17 protein-coding genes are annotated in these 19,916 nt (G+C 41.4%); 3 read left to right on the top strand and 14 right to left on the bottom strand.

From position 1 onward, the window contains the following. Positions 1-184 precede the first annotated feature (184 nt). The 5 genes from amtB to AC5JQI_RS03610 all read right to left on the bottom strand — a co-directional run bounded on the left by amtB (position 185) and on the right by AC5JQI_RS03610 (position 6,010). Complete coding sequence (amtB, locus tag AC5JQI_RS03630) at positions 185-1,465, bottom strand: ammonium transporter AmtB (protein ID WP_493913767.1); 1,281 nt, start codon at positions 1,463-1,465, stop codon at positions 185-187. An 11-nt stretch (positions 1,466-1,476) separates the two neighbouring features. Next, positions 1,477-1,815, bottom strand: coding sequence for a P-II family nitrogen regulator (gene glnK, locus AC5JQI_RS03625; RefSeq protein ID WP_237385525.1), 339 nt, complete (start codon positions 1,813-1,815; stop codon positions 1,477-1,479). A gap of 157 nt (positions 1,816-1,972) precedes the next feature. Further along, positions 1,973-3,751, bottom strand: a complete 1,779-nt coding sequence (locus tag AC5JQI_RS03620; protein WP_493913766.1) for a SmdB family multidrug efflux ABC transporter permease/ATP-binding protein — start codon at positions 3,749-3,751, stop codon at positions 1,973-1,975. Further along, positions 3,735-5,483, bottom strand: a complete 1,749-nt coding sequence (locus AC5JQI_RS03615) for a SmdA family multidrug ABC transporter permease/ATP-binding protein (protein ID WP_493913765.1) — start codon at positions 5,481-5,483, stop codon at positions 3,735-3,737. The genes AC5JQI_RS03620 and AC5JQI_RS03615 overlap by 17 nt, the downstream gene beginning before the upstream one ends. A gap of 56 nt (positions 5,484-5,539) precedes the next feature. After that, positions 5,540-6,010: an Lrp/AsnC family transcriptional regulator gene (locus AC5JQI_RS03610; protein WP_237385528.1), complete on the bottom strand. Its 471-nt coding sequence runs from the start codon at positions 6,008-6,010 to the stop codon at positions 5,540-5,542. A gap of 122 nt (positions 6,011-6,132) precedes the next feature. Between AC5JQI_RS03610 and AC5JQI_RS03605 the strand changes: the two genes are divergently transcribed. Together AC5JQI_RS03605 and queC are read left to right on the top strand one after the other, a co-directional pair. Then, positions 6,133-7,185, top strand: a complete 1,053-nt coding sequence (locus AC5JQI_RS03605; protein ID WP_237385529.1) for a PLP-dependent cysteine synthase family protein — start codon at positions 6,133-6,135, stop codon at positions 7,183-7,185. 32 nt (positions 7,186-7,217) lie between these two features. Next, entirely contained in the window at positions 7,218-7,916 is a 699-nt protein-coding gene (gene queC / locus AC5JQI_RS03600) for a 7-cyano-7-deazaguanine synthase QueC (protein WP_493913764.1), read from the top strand. 215 nt (positions 7,917-8,131) lie between these two features. Here queC and AC5JQI_RS03595 read toward each other — a convergent pair whose 3' ends face one another. The 9 genes from AC5JQI_RS03595 to bolA form a co-directional block, all read right to left on the bottom strand. Further along, complete coding sequence (locus AC5JQI_RS03595) at positions 8,132-8,530, bottom strand: acyl-CoA thioesterase (protein ID WP_493913763.1); 399 nt, start codon at positions 8,528-8,530, stop codon at positions 8,132-8,134. A gap of 147 nt (positions 8,531-8,677) precedes the next feature. Next, on the bottom strand, positions 8,678-9,070 hold the full coding sequence (locus AC5JQI_RS03590; protein WP_493913762.1) for a ComEA family DNA-binding protein: 393 nt from the start codon (positions 9,068-9,070) through the stop codon (positions 8,678-8,680). Between the two features lie 148 nt (positions 9,071-9,218). After that, positions 9,219-11,099 (bottom strand): peptidylprolyl isomerase, encoded by a 1,881-nt coding sequence (gene ppiD, locus AC5JQI_RS03585; RefSeq protein ID WP_493913761.1) that lies wholly within the window; start codon positions 11,097-11,099, stop codon positions 9,219-9,221. Positions 11,100-11,273: 174 nt separating this feature from the next. Beyond that, positions 11,274-11,549 (bottom strand): nucleoid-associated protein HU-beta, encoded by a 276-nt coding sequence (hupB, locus tag AC5JQI_RS03580; protein ID WP_493913760.1) that lies wholly within the window; start codon positions 11,547-11,549, stop codon positions 11,274-11,276. Positions 11,550-11,789: 240 nt separating this feature from the next. Next, complete coding sequence (gene lon, locus AC5JQI_RS03575; protein ID WP_237385535.1) at positions 11,790-14,144, bottom strand: endopeptidase La; 2,355 nt, start codon at positions 14,142-14,144, stop codon at positions 11,790-11,792. Between the two features lie 342 nt (positions 14,145-14,486). After that, positions 14,487-15,758, bottom strand: a complete 1,272-nt coding sequence (gene clpX / locus AC5JQI_RS03570) for an ATP-dependent protease ATP-binding subunit ClpX (RefSeq protein WP_493913759.1) — start codon at positions 15,756-15,758, stop codon at positions 14,487-14,489. A gap of 146 nt (positions 15,759-15,904) precedes the next feature. Continuing rightward, positions 15,905-16,528 carry an ATP-dependent Clp endopeptidase proteolytic subunit ClpP gene (gene clpP / locus AC5JQI_RS03565; RefSeq protein ID WP_323854492.1) on the bottom strand — a complete coding sequence of 208 codons (624 nt, stop codon included), beginning with the start codon at positions 16,526-16,528 and terminating at the stop codon, positions 15,905-15,907. 261 nt (positions 16,529-16,789) lie between these two features. After that, positions 16,790-18,094 (bottom strand): trigger factor, encoded by a 1,305-nt coding sequence (tig, locus tag AC5JQI_RS03560; protein WP_493913758.1) that lies wholly within the window; start codon positions 18,092-18,094, stop codon positions 16,790-16,792. A gap of 606 nt (positions 18,095-18,700) precedes the next feature. Further along, complete coding sequence (gene bolA, locus AC5JQI_RS03555) at positions 18,701-19,024, bottom strand: transcriptional regulator BolA (RefSeq protein WP_493913757.1); 324 nt, start codon at positions 19,022-19,024, stop codon at positions 18,701-18,703. 254 nt (positions 19,025-19,278) lie between these two features. Between bolA and AC5JQI_RS03550 the strand changes: the two genes are divergently transcribed. Continuing rightward, positions 19,279-19,866, top strand: coding sequence for a lipoprotein (locus AC5JQI_RS03550; RefSeq protein ID WP_493913756.1), 588 nt, complete (start codon positions 19,279-19,281; stop codon positions 19,864-19,866). The last annotated feature ends 50 nt before the right edge of the window (positions 19,867-19,916 follow it).

Raw genomic sequence — 19,916 nt, 5'->3', positions numbered from 1 at the left:
GGCTTCCGGTGAAAGGCAGGAGCCTTTCATTAATCCCCTGGAGCATAAATAACTATGTGACCGGGGTGGATGAGCGCAGTCAACAAAGCTACAACTTGAAAGACAACAGGTATATCTCATAGATTTCGAGTTACAACCCAGCAATAAGAGAGTCAGCTCTTAGCAACATCACTAATTAACGGTATTAGTTATAAGCACTTTCACCATGTGAAGTAATATCCAGCCCCTCTCTTTCTGATTCAACGCTAATGCGTAATCCCACCAGTTTATCGGCTATCTTAAATGAAATATAAGCAGCTACTGATGACCAAACAATACAGATCAATATACTGATAAACTGCACTCCAAGCTGTCTTAACATGGTCATACCATCAGCAAATCCCATTCCGCCTAAAATTGGATCGGTAAAAACACTTGTCAGTAAACAACCAACAATTCCACACACGCCATGCACTCCAAAAACATCACAGACATCATCAACACGTAACCACCGTTTTAGTATGACCACTCCCCATAAACCGGCTAAGCCTGCAATTATCCCCATAACCAGAGCACCGCCGATGCCAACCGTTGCTGCTGCGGGTGTAATTACCACCAAACCCGAAATACACCCAGAACACGCACCTAAAAGCGATGGCTTTTGGCGGAATAACCATTCAGAAAAAACCCATGACAATACTGCTCCTGCCGTTGCTATTACCGTATTTAAAAAAGCCAAAGCAGCAATAGCATTCACTGCACCAGCGGAGCCTACATTAAAACCAAACCAACCGATGTAAAGGATTGCTGTACCAATAAAAGTCATTGGTAAGTTATGAGGTTTAAAAGCTTCCCTCCCAAACCCTGACCGTTTTCCAAGTAAGTAAGCACCAACCAATCCTGCTGCTGCCGCATTAATATGGACAACCGTTCCCCCTGCAAAATCCAAAGCGCCATCTTTCGCAAGCAAACCTCCTCCCCATACCATATGTGCTATAGGAATGTAGGCTACTGTCATCCATAACACACAAAAAATCAATAATGCTGAAAAACGAACTCTTTCGCACAAGGCACCCACAACCAAAGCAACAGTGATACAAGCAAACGCCCCTTGGAAAACAACATAAATAAATTGGTAGAAACTGCCGCTCAAATCAGTAATGGAAATATTTTTCAGCATAACCTGATCTAATCCACCCCAAAAACGATTACCTGTAGTAAACGTCATGCTATACCCGTAAACAATCCAAAGCGCACACACCAATGAAAAGCTGACAATTACTTGTGACATCAATGATAAAATGTTTTTACGGCGCAATAATCCTCCATAAAATAAAGCAATTCCCGGGATCGTCATAAAAATCACCAGTATAGTATTTATCAACATAAATACTGTATCAGCCTTATCAAGAGTATTTTCCGCAGCGAAAGCGAATGAAGGTAAACTGGCTATAGCGCCAACTATGGATAAAAATTGTTTTTTCATTTTTCCCCCATTTACAGTGCTAAATCATTCGTTTCACCCGTCCTGATCCGAACGGCATGCTGTAACTCAAAAACAAAAATCTTCCCATCACCCATTTTGCCTGTGAATGCAGTCTGTTGAATAATATGTATAATCTCTTCAACTCGCTCATTATTGGTTGCAATATCAATCTTAACTTTGGGTAAAAAATTAACGTTGTATTCAGCTCCCCGGTAAAGCTCAGAATGACCTTTTTGACGCCCAAAGCCCTTTACTTCTGAGATAGTCATGCCTTGTATACCTATGTCAGCAAGAGCCTCGCGTACTTCTTCCAGCTTAAATGGTTTGATGATGATAGTGATTAATTTCATACCTTCCCCCGCATTTTGCTGTATTTGAATAAAGGAGATAGGCAAGGGATATGCCAAAAATAAAAAATAGTATGGAATCAATTTATTACCGAAGAATATTGCTAAAGAAGGGATAAAAAAGGAGCAGCAAACAGCAACTGCTCCCTATATGTGCACACTAAACGTGCACAGGCTCATTCAAAATTTCACCAACCTGTTGAAGTTGGTACATTTGGTAATAACGTCCACGTTTTGCCAGTAACTGCTGATGCCGTCCCTGTTCTACAATTGCACCACGATGCAGCACTAAGATGGAATCGGCTTCAATGATGGTCGAAAGACGGTGGGCGATAACTACCAACGTTGTCTGCTTACGGATCATTCTCAATGCTTTTTGGACTGATTGTTCTGTTCCAGAATCAATATTCGCCGTTGCTTCATCCAAAATAAGAATCTGTGGCGTTTGTACTAAAACCCGAGCCATCGCTAAAAGCTGTTTTTGTCCTGCTGAAAGGGTGTTCCCTTGTTCTCCCAATAAAGAATTCAAACTATCTGGCAAGTTACGGATAAATTCGGCTAACTGAACCAGCTCCAGCACTTCCCATATTTTTTCTTCACTGATATCCCGTCCTAACGTGATATTGTCGAGAAATGAAGCGGCCAAAACGACAGGATCTTGCTGTACCATTGCGATGCCATTACGCAGCACTGCATGGGAAAGCGAAGATACGGGGCGTCCATCAAGATAAATTTCACCGTCTTGCCACGGATAATAGCCCATAATCAAATTGGCCAAGGTACTTTTCCCACTTCCTGTATGTCCAACCAACGCTACAAAACCATGAGGAAGAACATGCAGGTTAATATCATTCAAGACATTTTTGTCACTTCGATAGGAAAAACTTAAATTTTCAACATCAATTCGACCACCCGCCAATGCCTGTGAGTCATTGCCATACAGCTGCTGCGGACTATCCATCAGTTCAAAAACCCGTTCTCCCGAAATAACAGCTTGCTGCAATAACGATTGCTGTGCCGTGAGTTCAATTAGCGGTTCGTTCAATCGACCGAGGTAGTTAATAAAAGCATACAATACCCCAACGCCAATGACGTCAGTTCCTTTGAGTCCAAATAGCAGAAGCAAGCCACACAATATTGCAGTAGAAAAAAAACTCAGTAATGGCCTCAACAAAATCCCATCTAACCGTAAAGCCTGCATACGAGCCTTATAATGCGCCCGGTTAGTAGCCAGCATTCTTTCACCAAAACGAGCCTGCTGACGGAATTGCTGAATTACAGCCATTCCATTAATAACTTCGTTAAAACCATCATTTATGTCGGCCAGATAGCCACGAACCCGCCTAATAATTGGGGTACTTAAACGCTGATAAATAAACATTACCAACAAGACCATTGGGAATATTGCTATCGCAACAGATGCCATGCGCCAATCCAGTACAAACATGGCTATCAACATCGCACCAATCAATGCAATACTACGGAACACAGCAGGGATCACATTTACGAACAGATCCTTAATGGCTTCAGTATCATTAGTTACACGAGAGATCAGTTGACCAACAGGCTGATTATCAAAAGCGCTTAATGGCTGACGCAATGCTGAGTTCATAACATCAGTACGTATCTGCTGTACCACACCTACAGACGCCTGATTAAAAAACAAGGTCTGGTAATAATGTAAAGCAGCAGAAATAATCTGTAGGACCAAAAAGGCAGCCGCAAGCCCACTGACAACATCAAGCGGTAAATGTCCCTTTGCAACTATATTGTCGATAAAATAACTCACAAGCAACGGCCCGCTCACTTCTGCCAGCGCCGCAATCCATAACATTAACACAGCAATTATAATGGGCTTGCGATGGTTTTTACTGTAAGAAAGCAGGCGCTTTAATGATGGCCATAGCTTGCGCACATGAATATTAGTCATCTTCCCCATCCAATGCGGCTTCTAATTGTTGGTAATGATACATGTCAGAATACCAGCCGGGTTGAACGATAAGTTGCTTATGTAGACCTTGCTGTGCAATTGTGCCATGCTGCATAATCAATATATTATCTGCCTCCGTTAATGCAGATAGTCGGTGTGCACTAATAATAATGGTGCGTCGCTGTCTCCACTGGTTGAGATTTTTCATGATGCGATGTTCTGTATGACCATCAACAGCTGATAAGGCATCATCAAGAATTAAAATCTCTGCATCCAATAACAAGGCCCTGGCAATGGAAATACGCTGCTTTTGTCCCCCGGAAAGCATCACTCCACGTTCACCTACTTCGGTTTGATAACCTTGTGGCAACCGCAAAATATCATCATGCACATTCGCCAAGCGAGCGACCTCTTCTATTTGCTCTTGGGTTGCATTAGGCCGTCCTAACGCAATATTGCCAGCTACTGTATCCGAAAACAGGAAAGGTGTTTGATTAACAATAGCCAACCGTGAACGCCACTCCTCTATTCTGAAGGCAGAGATATTTTGTGACTGAAAACGAATATCTCCATCAATGACATCAAATTGTCGCTGTAATAAAGCCAACAAAGTACTTTTGCCTGAACCTGTTGGGCCACATAGCCCTAATAACTGACCAGGCTCTAACTGGAAACGGATGCCATTCAAGACAGGCTTATCATTTGTTGGATAAGTAAACGTATTAATATTTGCCTGCAAAATGCCATGATCTGAAGATAAGGACTGTGTACCATCATTGATCACTAGAGGTTCCTGCAATAAACTCTGAATACGTGTATATGCGGCGCTACCCCTCTCAACAATGTTGAACATCCAAGCCAATGCCAGCATTGGCCAGATCATCAATCCCAAATACATAACAAAGCTGGTAAGTTCACCCAACGTCATGGAGCCATGCACAACCATCCAACTCCCACCACCAATAGCCAAAAGATTTGAAATGGCAATAGTGATAAAAATTGTAGGATCAAAACATGCATCCACACGTGCAACATGCATATTTTTACGCCCTGCATCAATGGCAACTTCTTCAAACTGACTGGATTGTAATTCTTCCAAACCAAACGCTTTTATCATACGGATGCTGGTCAAACTTTCCTGAGCGTGGTTATTCAGGCTTGAGAAAGCGCCTTGCGCTGATTTAAAACGATGATGGAGCTGAGCACCATAATGTTTTATTGCCAACGCCATAATCGGCATCGGCAATAGTGATAACAACGTTAATTCCCAACTAATTTCCACACTCATTACGATAAGAACAGCACACCCCATCACTAAGGCATCAACTAAAGTAAGTACTCCCTCACCCGCAGCAAAAACAACTCTGTCAACATCGTTTGTTGCGCGAGCCATGAGATCACCGGTTCGATGCCGTAAATAAAATTCAGGATTCTGGCTACTCAGCCGCAGGTAAAAATCACTGCGCAATTTAACAGCCAATCGATAAGAGGCTCCAAACAGCCATACACGCCAAACATATCGCAGCCCATAAATAGCCAATGCGATAACAAGTAACACTCCCAGCCACATCAATAGCTGATCAGATGACATAGTGTTTGCGCTAATACCATCAACAATAATCCCCACCAAGCGAGGTGGAATGAGTTGCAGCACTGCAATCATAATAAGAAAAATAATAGCACCCAAATAACGCCGCCATTCACTAATAAAATACCAACCTAATTGTGAAAATAATCTCACGTACCTATTCCTGAGGTAAAAATGAAAAAGTTAGCGTCCACATACCAAAGGGAACTTCATATTACTGGATCTGATATTGGTAACGCCGTTGTATATTTTATTTTCTCCATTGCAAAATTGGAGGTGACATCAATCAAACCAGAAATCCCATTTACCATGCGTTTGTAGAACCGATCATAACTTTTCATATCAACAACTTCTACATGCATGAGGTAATCATATTCACCAGCCATGCGATAAAATGTTAAGACTTCTGGCATCTCTTTAATAAAGGTAACAAACTGCCCATACCATTCACTGCTGTGTTGCTGAGTTTTGATCATCACTATCACTGTCAGACCAAGACCGAGTTTCTCACCATTGAGCAATGCCACTTTTCCAACAATATATCCCTCAACTTCAAGTCGCTTAAGACGTTTCCAGCAAGGTGTAGACGTCAAATTAACAGCTTCAGACAACGCATTCAGGGATAAACTACAATCCTTTTGGAGTAGTTCCAGTAGCTTACGGTCTATTTTGTCTAGCATATCTCAATCCTATAGAAATATTTCCCAAATATAACGGATAAAAACAGAAAAATAACAACCTATTTCTCTAAATGTAAGGGTAATCTATATACCACTACGGTATTATTATTCAGGATCAATTTATGTCGTCTTCATGGGCTAAAAATGCCATAAGAGCTATCCAAGCTGATTATCAACGCAGTGCTGATACGCATCTGATTCGCCTCAATCTTCCCATGTTTCCAAATATTCATCTCTATCTCAAAGATGAAAGCACTCATCCTACAGGTAGCCTGAAACACCGGCTTGCGCGTTCCCTATTCCTTTATGCGCTTACTAATGGCTGGATTAAGGAAGGAACTCCAATTATTGAAGCTTCATCCGGCAGTACCGCTGTTTCGGAAGCTTATTTTGCCCGTTTGCTTGGCTTACCTTTTATTGCAGTAATGCCTTCCTGTACGGCTAAACGTAAGGTTCAGGAGATTAAGTTCCATGGCGGTAAATGTCATTTTGTAGAACATTCGGCCCTGATTTACCAAGAATCAGAACGTCTGGCAAAAGAACTGAACGGCCACTACATGGATCAATTTACTTATGCCGAACGAGCAACCGACTGGCGAGGAAACAACAATATTGCAGAAAGTATTTTTCGCCATATGAAACTAGAGCCATTTCCTGAACCAACTTATATTGTTATGAGTGCAGGAACTGGAGGTACATCGGCAACACTTGGCCGCTATATCCGTTATCAGGGATATGACACCAAACTGGTTGTTGTTGATCCTGAAAACTCCGTTTTCTACGATTGCTATCGTCAGAATTGCCGTGAAATTCGCGGAGATGCTGGCAGCAAAATCGAAGGTATTGGTCGTCCACGTGTAGAACCCTCCTTTATCCCTACTGTTGTCGATGACATGATCCAAGTTCCTGATCCTGCCTCTATCGCTACTATTTATTGGCTTGAAAAATTAATTGGCAGAAAAACGGGTGCATCAACAGGAACTAACGTCTGGGGCGCTTTGCAACTCGCCAAACAAATGCACGATAACAACCAACAAGGTGCTATCGTGACGTTAATTTGTGATAGCGGAGAACGCTATCTTGATACTTATTACAATCCGGAATGGGTTCGCAATAATATCGGTGATGTCACTCAGTATCTAACACAACTACCCAAGCTAAACAGTTATGAGTAACATACCTCCTTCAATTTACAGAGGCAGGTATCATGAAACGAGCCGTTGTTGTATTCAGTGGTGGACAGGACTCCACCACTTGTTTAATTCAGGCACTCCGTCAATATGACGAAGTTCACTGTGTTACTTTTGATTATGGGCAGCGTCATCGCACTGAAATTGATGTCGCTTGCCGTATCAGCAAAGAATTAGGAGCCGCTGCCCACAAGGTACTTGATGTTACTGTGTTAAATGAGCTTGCAATCAGCAGCCTGACAAGAGACAACATTCCTGTGCCAGATTTCAATGCAAGTGAAAAAAGTGACCTCCCAAATACTTTTGTGCCCGGTCGTAACATTCTGTTTTTAACTCTGGCAGCTATTTATGCTTACCAGATTGAGGCTGAAGCAGTGATTACTGGTGTTTGTGAAACTGATTTTTCGGGCTATCCAGATTGTCGTGACGAATTTGTCAAAGCGCTAAATAATGCTGTCAGCCTTGGTATCGCTCGTGATATCCGTTTTGAAACTCCCTTAATGTGGTTAAACAAAGCGGAAACTTGGGCACTGGCCGATTATTATCAAAAACTAGATTTTGTCCGTAACCAAACTCTCACTTGTTATAACGGTATTCAAGGTGATGGATGCGGTGAATGCGCTGCATGCCATCTCCGCACCAAAGGATTAACTAACTATTTAACCAATATTCAATCCATAATGGCGGATATGAAATCTAAAACACATTTAAGATAATCACATCGTTTTATTTAATTCATATCTGTTTGTGAGAGGTTCAACAGACCTCTCACTTTATTCTATTAGGTCTTATTACCCGTCATCTTTCAAGTTGCAGCTTTGTTGGTTTAGCTTGCTCATCCCAGCTACCGTTTTTATACACATGCAGGAGTTATCTATGCTCCTATATTGCTCAGGATCTGCTTCTTTATTGTCACGCTGCAATCCGAAACTCATTGGTTATAGGCTTCCATTCTTTTCCGTAGTTCACCTTCGAATATTAGAGATTTCTGGGTTTTTAAATCAATACAGGCAAATGTGGTTAAAGCATCAGCAATAATTTGATTATCTCTCCTGCGTATAATTTCCTGAAAGAATGTGCCACTTTTATTGCGTAATTCCTGTAAAGAAGATTTCACTTCCAATTCATCGGCTATCACTGCCGGATGGCGATAATTAATATTGATATTCACCACGACAAAACCAATATTATTACTGTTTAACCATTCCATAGAGTCACCTTCTGTTAGTAAATCCCAGCGAGCTGCCTCCATAAATTCTAAATAACGAGCGTTATTCACATGCTGGAAAAGATCGATATGGTAACCCCTAACTTTGATAATCGTGCTCATTGCTATTTTTTCCTTAAACTCATCCGACCAGACGAACATTAACAATAGCAAAACAATTTAATTACAATAGTGTTTAATGAATTATTTTTGATCGGTATCACAGCCCTCTTGGCAGAAGTATAACTGTGCCTCAAGAGGGCTTAATACTTAGTAAGTTAACTTATTCCGATTTTTTTCTATAAAGATAGGTCCAATACCTTGAACTTCCTGTAGTTGTTCTATTGCCGTAAAAGGGCCATACTTCTCACGATATTCAATAATTGCCTGTGCTTTTTTAACACCAATGCCATTAAGTTCTTTCGCTAATTCTTCCGCATTTGCAATATTAATATTAAGTGATCCTTTCCCTGATATTTGCTGAGCGGTGACTTGCTCCTTTCCTTCTTTTGAAGCACTGTCTTCAATAATAGCTTTATGTTGACTACCAAGCTGTTTTACCGTTTTATCAGCAGGCTCATTTGACGTGATCGCATACGATAACGGCATATTGATACACAAAGCCACGATGAATGAGTTGAATAATATCCTTAAATACTTCATGTAAATTTCTCCATGTATTGTTGACGGAAGAGAGATTGCCATAACAATATTTTTGGACAACAGGCAAGATTAAAATATGCGAAAGGCCACGAAAGTGGCCTTTTCAAATTACTATTTTACAAAAATAGTTGCGGGTAACGTCGCAATTTTACTCGGTTTGGCCGAACTTAATATCAGCTTCATCACGTAAATTAATCATCAATGATTCCAGCATAATATTACCAGTCTGATACTGATATCCTTCCAGGTATTCTTTAATCTGCTCTTCGTTGATAGAGCCAGGAGCAACTTTATCCAACTGGATAAATACCGAGTTCCCAAGCTCATCTTGAGCTAAACCATATTCAACTTTACCTTCTTTAGGACGAGGCAGAGTAAATGCAACATCAGTCACCTGATTAGTTTGTGAGAAGCGTTTTATTACTGTAGGTTGACCAAATTGGATATTAGCGGTTTTCAGCGCTTGCTCGCCTTTATCTTCTTTTAGAGCCGCCAGCAGCTTTTCGCTTTCAATTTGAAGCTGTTTTTCCGCTTTCTGACGTTTCAACAATTCAGTCACTTCAGATTTAACTTGTTCGAACGGTTGAACAGTTTCAGGTTTGACAGCATCAACACGAACAATAAAGGCTCTGTCACCTTCAACAGAAATGACATCAGAGTTAGTTCCTGTTGCTCCTTTATCATCAATCAAATTACCGGAAAAAATAGCCTGAACAACTTGAGTGAAATTAATGTCAGCGGGAATTTGATCGCGGTCAAACCAGTCAGTGGTCACAGCTGCATGACCAGCTGCTTTTTCTGCTGCTGCCAAGGATTCGTTATCATCAGCTGCTGCCTCGCTCACTTTCCGTTGCAATGCATAAAACGCATCAACAGCTTTTTCCTGCTTAACGATTTTCTCTATTTCCGAATGCATATCAGCTAATGATTTGATTACCTGAGGCTTGATATCATCTAAACGGAAGATGGCGTACCCATTGGATAATTTGACAATATCAGAAAGTTGCCCTTTTTTTGTTAAATTAGCTGATTTAAGCTCATTAGGCAGAGAACTCTCTTCCATCCAACCGAGATCTCCTCCCTTTTGGGCAGAAAACTTATCAGTCGATTTTTCGGTTGCCAATTGACTGAAATCAGCCCCTTTATTTAACTCATCCAAAACAGATTTGGCGACTAAATCTGAAGACAGTTGAATAAAGCTATACTTCTTCTGTTCAGAAGTCGTATATTTTGACAAATTATCTTTATAATATTTTTCGATATCGGCTTCAGATACAGTGATATTTTTGAGTTCATCTGTAGCATCCATCTTGATATAGCTGATTTTAACTTTTTCTGGCACGGTGAAATGCTTGCTATTCTCACCATAGTAGTTTTTCAACTCGTCTTCGGTAACTTTTTGCTGTGCTTCAATTGATTTCAATTCAAGAGTTGCAAGACGCACCGTTCTTTCTTGAAGAGCAAGCATGACTTCTTGTTTGATTTCTGTCGGTAAGGCAATTTCCGATCCCATCAATATTTGCATCAATTGACGATTGATAATCTCGTTACGAACCTGCTCCGCAAAGTTATCAGGGCTTATGTTTGAACGGGCAAGTAAGTTCAAATAATCCTGATATTTATTGCTATCAAATTTACTGTCGGTCTGGAGAAAAGGTAAGTTACGTATCTCCTGTGCAACCTGATCATCGCTTGCAGACAAGCCTAATTTGTAGGCATACTGCTCAATCAGTACAGAATTGATAAGACGATCCAATGACTGACGACGAATCTGACGTACTTGTTGTTCATTGCTTAACAGCGTTGAGAATTGATCTCCCAGCTTCTCCTGCAACATACTTTTTTCTTGCAGAAATACCTGCTCCAGTTGAGCACGACTAATGGTTTGACCATTCACTTTGGCAGCATAACTACCACTTTCGCTTGACAGGTAGCCCGTTACACCAGTCAACACAAAAGTCAGGATAATTAGAGCCAACACAATTTTAAGCACAGGACCGTTTGCCGCCGTGCGTAGGTTGTCCATCATAAAGACGTAAAACTCCGCTTTAGTGAAAAAGAAACTGTCATATTACGCTAATTCAAACGCTAAGAGAAAAAAAGCGCACCAATCAATTGATGCGCTTATATTCTAACCCATCAACCCTGCCTAGTCAGTTGAAGTTTACTGCGATGGCAAAAATGAGAGGCCTGTTTTCTATTCTTAGGCATTAACAGCGTCTTTAAGGCTCTTTCCTGCACGGAAAGCAGGTACCTTTGCTGCCGCAATTTTAATTTCTTTGCCTGTCTGGGGGTTGCGTCCTGTACGTGCAGCACGCTCACGCACAATAAATGAACCAAACCCTACCAAAGCGACATCATCACCGTCTTTTAATGCATCAGATACTGAAGAAATGAATGCATCTACTACACGTCCAGCTGCTGCCTTGGAAATGTTCACATCAGCAGCAATTTTGTCGATCAGTTGTGACTTATTCACTCTTATCATCCCCATTTAGTTTTACTATTGTAACAAAATCCGATTCATAACAGATAACACAACAGTCACGCTGTCATATCAATCCTTTCCAGTATTAGCAAGAAATCATGGAACAGCAAAATATTTAATCGGATAATTAGACTAAACTAACTTAATGATACAAAAAAAGCTGGCAAGTCTGAATTTACTCGCCAACTTAAATTTTATACACATTTCTTGAATTAGCTCACTATTTTTGTACTATTTTAGTGATACTACTTCTGTTCCAAATGCCGGTTCCTGCAAAGCAATAGACAAAACATCCTCTATGCGCTTAACAGGATGGATCTCTAAATCTTTGATCACATTCTGAGGGATCTCTTCCAGATCCCGTTTATTCTCATATGGAATCACAACTGTTTTAATTCCCCCACGATGCGCTGCCAGTAGTTTCTCTTTCAAGCCACCAATTGGCAAAACTAAACCACGCAAGGTAATTTCCCCCGTCATAGCGACATCAGCGTTAACTGGATTACCAGTCAGGCAAGAAACCAGTGCTGTGCACATTGCAATACCTGCACTCGGCCCATCTTTTGGGGTAGCTCCTTCTGGTACGTGAACGTGAATATCACGTTTTTCATGGAAATCAGAACTGATACCCAATTTATTTGCACGAGCCCGAACGACTGTCAATGCGGCCTGGATGGATTCCTGCATCACTTCACCCAATGAACCGGTATAAGTCAATTTACCTTTACCCGGCACACTGGCTGTTTCAATCGTCAGCAGATCACCGCCCACCTCTGTCCACGCAAGGCCCGTTACCTGACCAACAAGGTTTTCTGTATCGGCGCGACCATAATCCACACGCTGTACACCCAGATAGTCTTTCAGATTATCCGCATTGATTTCAATGTGCTTAATCTTTTTATCCATCAGTAGTGCTTTAACAGCTTTACGACACAATTTAGAGATTTCACGCTCCAGACTGCGAACGCCAGCCTCACGAGTGTAATAACGAATTATGCCAATAATCGCACCATCATCAATGGACAGTTCACCTTTCTTCAACGCATTGCGTTCGATCTGTTTTGGCACTAAGTGGCGTTTGGCAATATTCAGTTTTTCATCTTCGGTATAACCTGACAAACGAATAACTTCCATACGATCCAGCAACGGTGCTGGAATATTCATGGAGTTGGATGTTGCCACAAACATCACATCAGACAGATCGTAATCTACTTCAAGGTAGTGATCGTTAAATGCCACATTCTGTTCAGGATCAAGTACTTCCAATAAAGCTGAGGCTGGATCACCCCGCATATCGGATGACATTTTATCAATCTCATCCAACAGAAACAGTGGGTTTTTAACCCCAATCTTGGACATCTTCTGAATCAATTTACCTGGCATAGAGCCGATATAGGTACGGCGATGCCCACGGATTTCAGCTTCATCATGCACGCCTCCCAATGCCATACGCACATATTTCCGTCCTGTCGCACATGCAATGGAACGACCCAATGAGGTTTTACCCACTCCCGGAGGTCCTACCAGACAGAGTATTGGCCCTTTGAGCTTGCTAACACGGCTTTGTACTGCGAGATATTCAAGAATACGCTCTTTAACACGCTCCAGACCATAATGATCTATATCCAGCACTTCCTGAGCTTTAACTAAATCTTTCTTAACCTTGCTACGCGTAACCCAAGGAACTTGTACCATCCAGTCAATGTAACTACGAACGACCGTCGCTTCTGCTGACATCGGAGACATCATTTTTAATTTCTGCAACTCAGCTTCTGCTTTTTCGCGAGCCTCTTTCGGCATTTTCGCATCTTCGATCTTGCGTTTAAGCGTTTCATACTCATCAGGCGCATCATCCATCTCGCCCAACTCTTTCTGAATCGCTTTCATTTGTTCATTCAGGTAGTACTCGCGCTGGCTTTTTTCCATCTGTTTTTTAACGCGATTACGGATACGTTTTTCTACCTGTAACAGATCGATTTCTGATTCCATCATGGCTATCAGGTATTCAATGCGTTCAACAACATCAGACATTTCTAAAACTGCCTGCTTATCATTGATTTTCAAAGGCATATGAGCGGCAATGGTATCTGCCAATTTTGCCAAATCATCAATACTATGCAACGATGTCAATACTTCCGGCGGGATCTTTTTATTCAGTTTGACGTAACCTTCAAACTGATTAATAGCAGTTCTTACCAGAACTTCTTGTTCACGTTCATCTACTTCAGGAGATTCAAGGCATTCAACCTGTGCATAAAAATACTCACCATTATCCGTTAATGTGGTAATGCGAGCACGCTGCAAACCCTCAACCAGAACTTTTACTGTACCATCTGGCAATTTTAACATCTGTAAAACAGAAGCCACTGTACCTACGGAGAAAAGATCATTGACTCCTGGCTCATCAGTGGATGCTTCTTTTTGCGCGACCAACATGACCTGTTTGTCATGATCCATTGCTGCTTCCAGGCAATGAATTGACTTCTCACGCCCAACAAACAGAGGGATCACCATATGTGGGTAAACCACTACATCGCGCAAAGGCAATACAGGGATTTCTATGCGTTCGGAACGCTCAGGATTCATAGAGCTCTCTCTTCGTTTATACCCTTCATCTTTCAAGTTGTCTCTCTGTTGGCTGCGCTCATTCACTCCAATCACATAGTCGCTATATAGTAGCTATGCTCCTGTGAATCGATTAACTTGCCGTCGCGATGTAACTCGAAATTTATCGGGTACAGCTTTCGCCAGTTTTTAGGAATCTCGTGAAACACGGTTTTCACGAGTTTCACTTCAAAGAATATAAAATATATGGGGACAAGAATCTGACATTCAATAGCCTATAACGGCAAAAAACAAAATGAGGGAGAATCCCTCATTTATTTTTTCAATGGATATTGATAATCGGTATTTCCTACCCTATTTTCTTCACTCACCAGAAACTTGGGCATCCGGCTTGCTGTATATTAATAATGGTGCGGATTTCTCTTCAACAACCGTTTCATCAACGACAACTTTTTCTATGTGTTCCATTGATGGCAGGTCATACATTGTATCTAGCAAAACACCTTCAACAATTGAACGAAGACCACGGGCACCTGTTTTACGTGCCATTGCTTTTTTCGCAATAGCAGTAAGTGCTTCTTTTCTGAACTCCAGTTCAACGCCCTCAAGATTAAATAGGGCCTGATACTGTTTGGTCAGTGCATTCTTCGGTACCTGAAGGATCTGAATCAATGCTTCTTCATTAAGCTCAGTCAGCGTTGCCACAACAGGTAGACGACCAATGAATTCAGGAATTAACCCAAATTTGATCAAGTCTTCTGGTTCAATCTGAGCCAGTAATTCACCCTCTGTTGCTTTCTCCGATTCGCCTTTAACTGTAGCACTAAAACCAATGCCTGAACTGACATTCAAGCGCTGGCTGACAACTTTGTCCAAACCGGCAAACGCACCACCACAGATAAATAAGATTTTGGATGTATCAACCTGCAAGAATTCCTGCTGTGGATGCTTACGACCACCTTGAGGTGGAACCGCTGCCACAGTACCTTCAATCAGTTTCAACAGTGCCTGCTGAACCCCTTCACCCGATACGTCACGGGTAATTGAAGGGTTATCAGACTTACGAGAAATCTTATCTATTTCATCAATATACACGATACCACGTTGTGCTTTCTGTACATCGTAGTCACATTTTTGCAGAAGTTTCTGGATAATATTCTCGACATCTTCCCCAACATAACCCGCTTCAGTCAATGTTGTGGCATCAGCCATAGTAAACGGAACATCTAAATAGCGGGCAAGTGTCTCAGCTAACAAAGTCTTACCGCTACCCGTCGGGCCAATCAGCAAAATATTACTCTTGCCTAATTCCACACCATTACTGGTGTCACCATTACGCAATCTCTTGTAATGGTTATAGACGGCCACTGCCAATACCTTTTTCGCCGGTTCCTGACCAATGACATAATCATCCAGATGTTGACGAATTTCATGAGGGGTAGGCAATGTACTACGCTCACGATGTGGTACTAACTCTTTAATTTCTTCGCGAATGATATCATTACATAAATCGACACATTCATCGCAGATATACACTGACGGGCCAGCTATTAATTTCCGCACTTCATGTTGGCTTTTCCCGCAGAAAGAGCAATACAGCAGCTTTCCTGAACCGTCTTTGCGCTTATCTGTCATCAGTCAACCTCACTTTATGAGCTGTTATCCCAGTTTATCTGGCATAACAGAAAAAACGCTGTTTTATTACTCCGCTTAGTCTGACACTAAGACAAAAAGCGTTCAGAAAAAACCAGCACCGGAGTAATAAAATAATTGTCAATAAATTAGTTTCGCTGGGTGAATATACTATCAACCAACCCGTATTCTACGGCCTCCGACGCTGATAAGAAACGATCACGTTCAGTGTCCTCTGCAATCTTATCAAGCGGTTGCCCAGTATGTTTTGCCATCAACTCATTCATACGAGCTCTAACCTTGAGTATTTCCTGCGCATGGATTTCAATGTCTGTCGCCTGCCCTTGGAAACCACCTAATGGCTGATGAATCATAACCCTGGAATTTGGTAGACAGAAACGCTTACCTTTTGCTCCAGCTGTCAGCAGGAACGCCCCCATTGAACAGGCCTGCCCCATACAAATAGTACTCACATCTGGTTTGATAAACTGCATCGTGTCATAAATAGACATACCAGCCGTAATAACACCACCCGGCGAGTTGATATATAGATGAATATCTTTTTCTGGGTTTTCTGCTTCCAAGAATAACATTTGGGCGGTAATCAAATTCGCCATATGATCTTCAACTTGGCCTGTCAGAAAAATAATACGATCTTTTAATAAACGGGAGTAAATATCAAATGCACGCTCCCCACGTGCTGTTTGTTCAACCACCATCGGCACCAAAGACATGTTAGGTGCATATTGATCTTGCTTGCCACTGTATGACATTTCCGTCTCCTAATAGAACTCACGCTGGTGCCATTCATAACTGATTCTACTTGAGATAAGCGATGATGACCATGATCCAAAGTTAACTCATAAGGGGTTTTCTTCCCTCTAAAAAGTAGTAAGCCCTTACATAATAGTAAGAAAGGATATGAGGTTAAATCTGTTTTTTTCAAGAAAAATAAAAAAACCCGCAAGCATTGCCTGCGGGTTTCCTTCATTGAGAGTGAGATTTCATCATCCCAGGCAATCAATAAATGAAACTTATGCCAGTTGATTTTGGTTCATAAGATCATTGAAGCCAGTTTCTTTTTCAGAAACTTTAGCTTTACTCAGAACAAGTTCAACAGCCTGTTCTTCTAGGGCGATGTTACGAACATTGTTCATCATTTCTTTGTTTTTGCTGTAGTATTCAACAACTTCTTTCGGATCTTCATAAGCTGCAGCCATCTCTTCGATCAGTGCATTAACGCGATCTTCGTCTACTTTCAGCTCATTGCTGCTGATAACTTCACCTAACAGCAAACCAACAACAACGCGACGTTTCGCCTGCTCTTCGAACAGTTCACGTGGCAGTTCCAGAGCTTGTTTCTCATTGCCACCAAAACGCTGAGCCGCCTGACGACGCAGTACATCGATTTCACCATCAATAACTGCAGCAGGAACTTCAATTTCGTTAGCCTCAACCAGACCATCAAGAACCTGAGTTTTGATACGATTACGAACAGCATTTTTCAGTTCACGTTCCATGTTCTTACGAACTTCAGCACGCAGACCTTCAACAGTACCATCAGCAATACCAAAACGCTGGATGAATTCTTCAGTCAGTTCTGGCAGTTCACGCTGTTCAACTTTCTTCAGGTTGATCAAAAAATTAGCTTCTTTACCTTTCAGATTTTCTGCATGGTAATCTTCTGGGAAAGTTACATCAATAGTAAACTCTTCACCTGCTTTGTGACCAACGATACCGTCTTCAAAGCCAGGGATCATACGGCCCTGACCCATTGCCAGAACGAAGTCAGTTGATTTACCGCCCTCGAACTCTTCACCATCGATAGAACCAGTAAAGTCAACAGTTACACGATCTTCTGCAACGACTGCTTCATCTGTTTCTTTCCAATTTGCCTGCTGTTTACGCAGAGTGTCCAGCATAGTGTCAACGTCTGCATCTTTCACTTCAACAACAGGTTTTTCAACTTCAATTTCTTCCAGGCCTTTCAGTTCAATTTCTGGATAAACTTCAAACTCAACTGAATAAATAAAGTCTTCACCTTCTTTGAACTGCTCTGGTTTGTAGCTTGGTGCGCCCGCTGGATTGATTTTCTGCTCAATAATCGCATCGACAAAATTGCGTTGCATCAAATCACCCAGAACATCCTGAAGAACAGAAGCGCCGTAACGTTGCTGGACGATCTTCATTGGCACTTTGCCTTTACGAAAACCGTCAATACGGACTTTCTTTGCTACATTAACCAATTCACTGCTAACTGCTTTTTCGATATCGGCAGCAGGAACGGTGATTGACACACGACGCCCAAGGCCTTGAGTGGTTTCAACAGAAACTTGCATCTTGTTACCTCAAAAAAATCATAGTGCTCGGTCAACTTCAGAATGACTGCAATACTTAAAATAAGTAGATCACAGCACTCTTTAAGAACCGGGGCGGTCGTATTTAAAACCGAGAATCCCTGTGATCAGAAGCGTCCCGAAACCATTCTAAAAATTTAGACGCAACATTATAGCGATGCAGACAGTATGAGTCGAGAATTGCAGATAAAAGCATGCATGATTCGTTGACTTATGTGATAAATGTTACTCACTAGCCACATCACTATATTGTTTATCCCCTTCGTCTTTCAAATTGCAGCTTTGTTGGCTGTGTTCACTCACCCCAGTCACATAACTATCTATGCTTCCAGAGATTAGTACTTTTGCCGTCACTCCACATCTTGAAATCCATTGGGTATATGTCCTATGTATATAAATAAAAATACAGCCCGAAAGCTGCTATCTAAAATTAAGACCTAAATAGGCTATTCATAATAGTGATACACACAAATTATGAGGTTCCCTTACTCCTCGCGTTGCGAGAAGTAAGGGAGTGATCTACAATTTTTAGTTGCTATTTAGATTAATAAAATAAAGCGGAATAGGCTATTGAATTAGGCTAAAAAATCACAAAGTTGATGTCGTTGTGCTTCCACCACGGCATGCAGGGGAAGCCAAAACACTATCTCCTAATTCTGCCCACTCTTTCTCTGTATAAGTATGGAGCGCCAAAGCATGCACCCCTTCTTCCAACTCTTTAGCCAAGACACTGTATACTGAGCGATGTCGGCTGATCATTCGTTGTTCAATAAAGTCATTGCTTATTACAATGACTTTAAAATGGCTTTCGGAACCAGCAGGCACATTATGACGATAACTTTCATCGACAACTTCCAGATGAGAAGGCTTAAATGCCGCCTGTAACTTTGTTTCTATTTCCTGACGAACCATCTCATTCTCCTTAATCACCTAAGGTTATTTATTAATCACATAATTAATTTTAGTTTATTTCCCGTGATTTATAACATCAGGGCAACCAAACCTCTTTAACAGCATTTGCTTAAGTACTTCTCCCTATATATCAATCATAAGGGATATGCCGTTATCAATGGCGATGCTATGATTACGACAGTTTATACTACCTACGATTTATACTACCTGTTTTAATATATCGGGTATTCAAATCTTGAATTGAGAAAACTCAAATGCTAAAGAAAATATTTATTTCAGTGATCACACTTTTCTTTTTAATTGGCTTATCCGGCTGCGCAGACTCAGGCAATACATTGATTATTCAACCTAAAATCACTCTGCCACAGGCAGACCCAACAATGAAGGCGATCACAATCAGTATTAGTGGGGTCGATCATCGTCAATCTCAAGCTCTTGCTCAAATTAATCGTGATGCTCGCTTAGTCACTCTCCTCCCTTCCCGTGATTTACGTTTTTTACTGCAAGAAGTACTGGAAAAACAAATGGTGGCTCGCGGCTATATGATTGGTTCTCCTGCTAATGCAAATTTGCAAGTCACTGTAAATCAGCTCTATGCCAATGTGAAAGAAGGGAGTCTGCGCCATGATATCTCGGCCAAGGCAGAGATATCTATCATTGTTTATGCTCAAAATGGCAATAAGCAAACTAAAAACTATCGTACCAGTTACAATGCCCAAGCACCATTAAGTGCAACAAATGCCAAAATTGCTGATGCTGTAAATACGGTTTTATCTGACGCGATCGCGGACATGGCTCAAGATACATCAATCAGTACCTTCATCAAACAAAACGTGCAATAACAGGATAATGAATAAACTTTTTGCCTGGCTCTGACTGAACTAGGCAACAG

Source organism: Xenorhabdus sp. XBWT, assembly GCF_059072735.1.
This window is presented reverse-complemented; position numbering and strand designations above follow the sequence as displayed.

Bases quoted from the DNA above. Each gene is read 5' to 3' on its own strand.
- amtB (WP_493913767.1), bottom strand. From the start codon at position 1,465: ATGAAAAAACAATTTTTATCCATAGTTGGCGCTATAGCCAGTTTACCT.
- glnK (WP_237385525.1), bottom strand. From the start codon at position 1,815: ATGAAATTAATCACTATCATCATCAAACCATTTAAGCTGGAAGAAGTA.
- AC5JQI_RS03620 (WP_493913766.1), bottom strand. From the start codon at position 3,751: ATGGGGAAGATGACTAATATTCATGTGCGCAAGCTATGGCCATCATTA.
- AC5JQI_RS03610 (WP_237385528.1), bottom strand. From the start codon at position 6,010: ATGCTAGACAAAATAGACCGTAAGCTACTGGAACTACTCCAAAAGGAT.
- AC5JQI_RS03605 (WP_237385529.1), top strand. From the start codon at position 6,133: ATGTCGTCTTCATGGGCTAAAAATGCCATAAGAGCTATCCAAGCTGAT.
- queC (WP_493913764.1), top strand. From the start codon at position 7,218: ATGAAACGAGCCGTTGTTGTATTCAGTGGTGGACAGGACTCCACCACT.
- AC5JQI_RS03595 (WP_493913763.1), bottom strand. From the start codon at position 8,530: ATGAGCACGATTATCAAAGTTAGGGGTTACCATATCGATCTTTTCCAG.
- AC5JQI_RS03590 (WP_493913762.1), bottom strand. From the start codon at position 9,070: ATGAAGTATTTAAGGATATTATTCAACTCATTCATCGTGGCTTTGTGT.
- ppiD (WP_493913761.1), bottom strand. From the start codon at position 11,099: ATGATGGACAACCTACGCACGGCGGCAAACGGTCCTGTGCTTAAAATT.
- lon (WP_237385535.1), bottom strand. From the start codon at position 14,144: ATGAATCCTGAGCGTTCCGAACGCATAGAAATCCCTGTATTGCCTTTG.
- clpX (WP_493913759.1), bottom strand. From the start codon at position 15,758: ATGACAGATAAGCGCAAAGACGGTTCAGGAAAGCTGCTGTATTGCTCT.
- clpP (WP_323854492.1), bottom strand. From the start codon at position 16,528: ATGTCATACAGTGGCAAGCAAGATCAATATGCACCTAACATGTCTTTG.
- tig (WP_493913758.1), bottom strand. From the start codon at position 18,094: ATGCAAGTTTCTGTTGAAACCACTCAAGGCCTTGGGCGTCGTGTGTCA.
- bolA (WP_493913757.1), bottom strand. From the start codon at position 19,024: ATGGTTCGTCAGGAAATAGAAACAAAGTTACAGGCGGCATTTAAGCCT.
- AC5JQI_RS03550 (WP_493913756.1), top strand. From the start codon at position 19,279: ATGCTAAAGAAAATATTTATTTCAGTGATCACACTTTTCTTTTTAATT.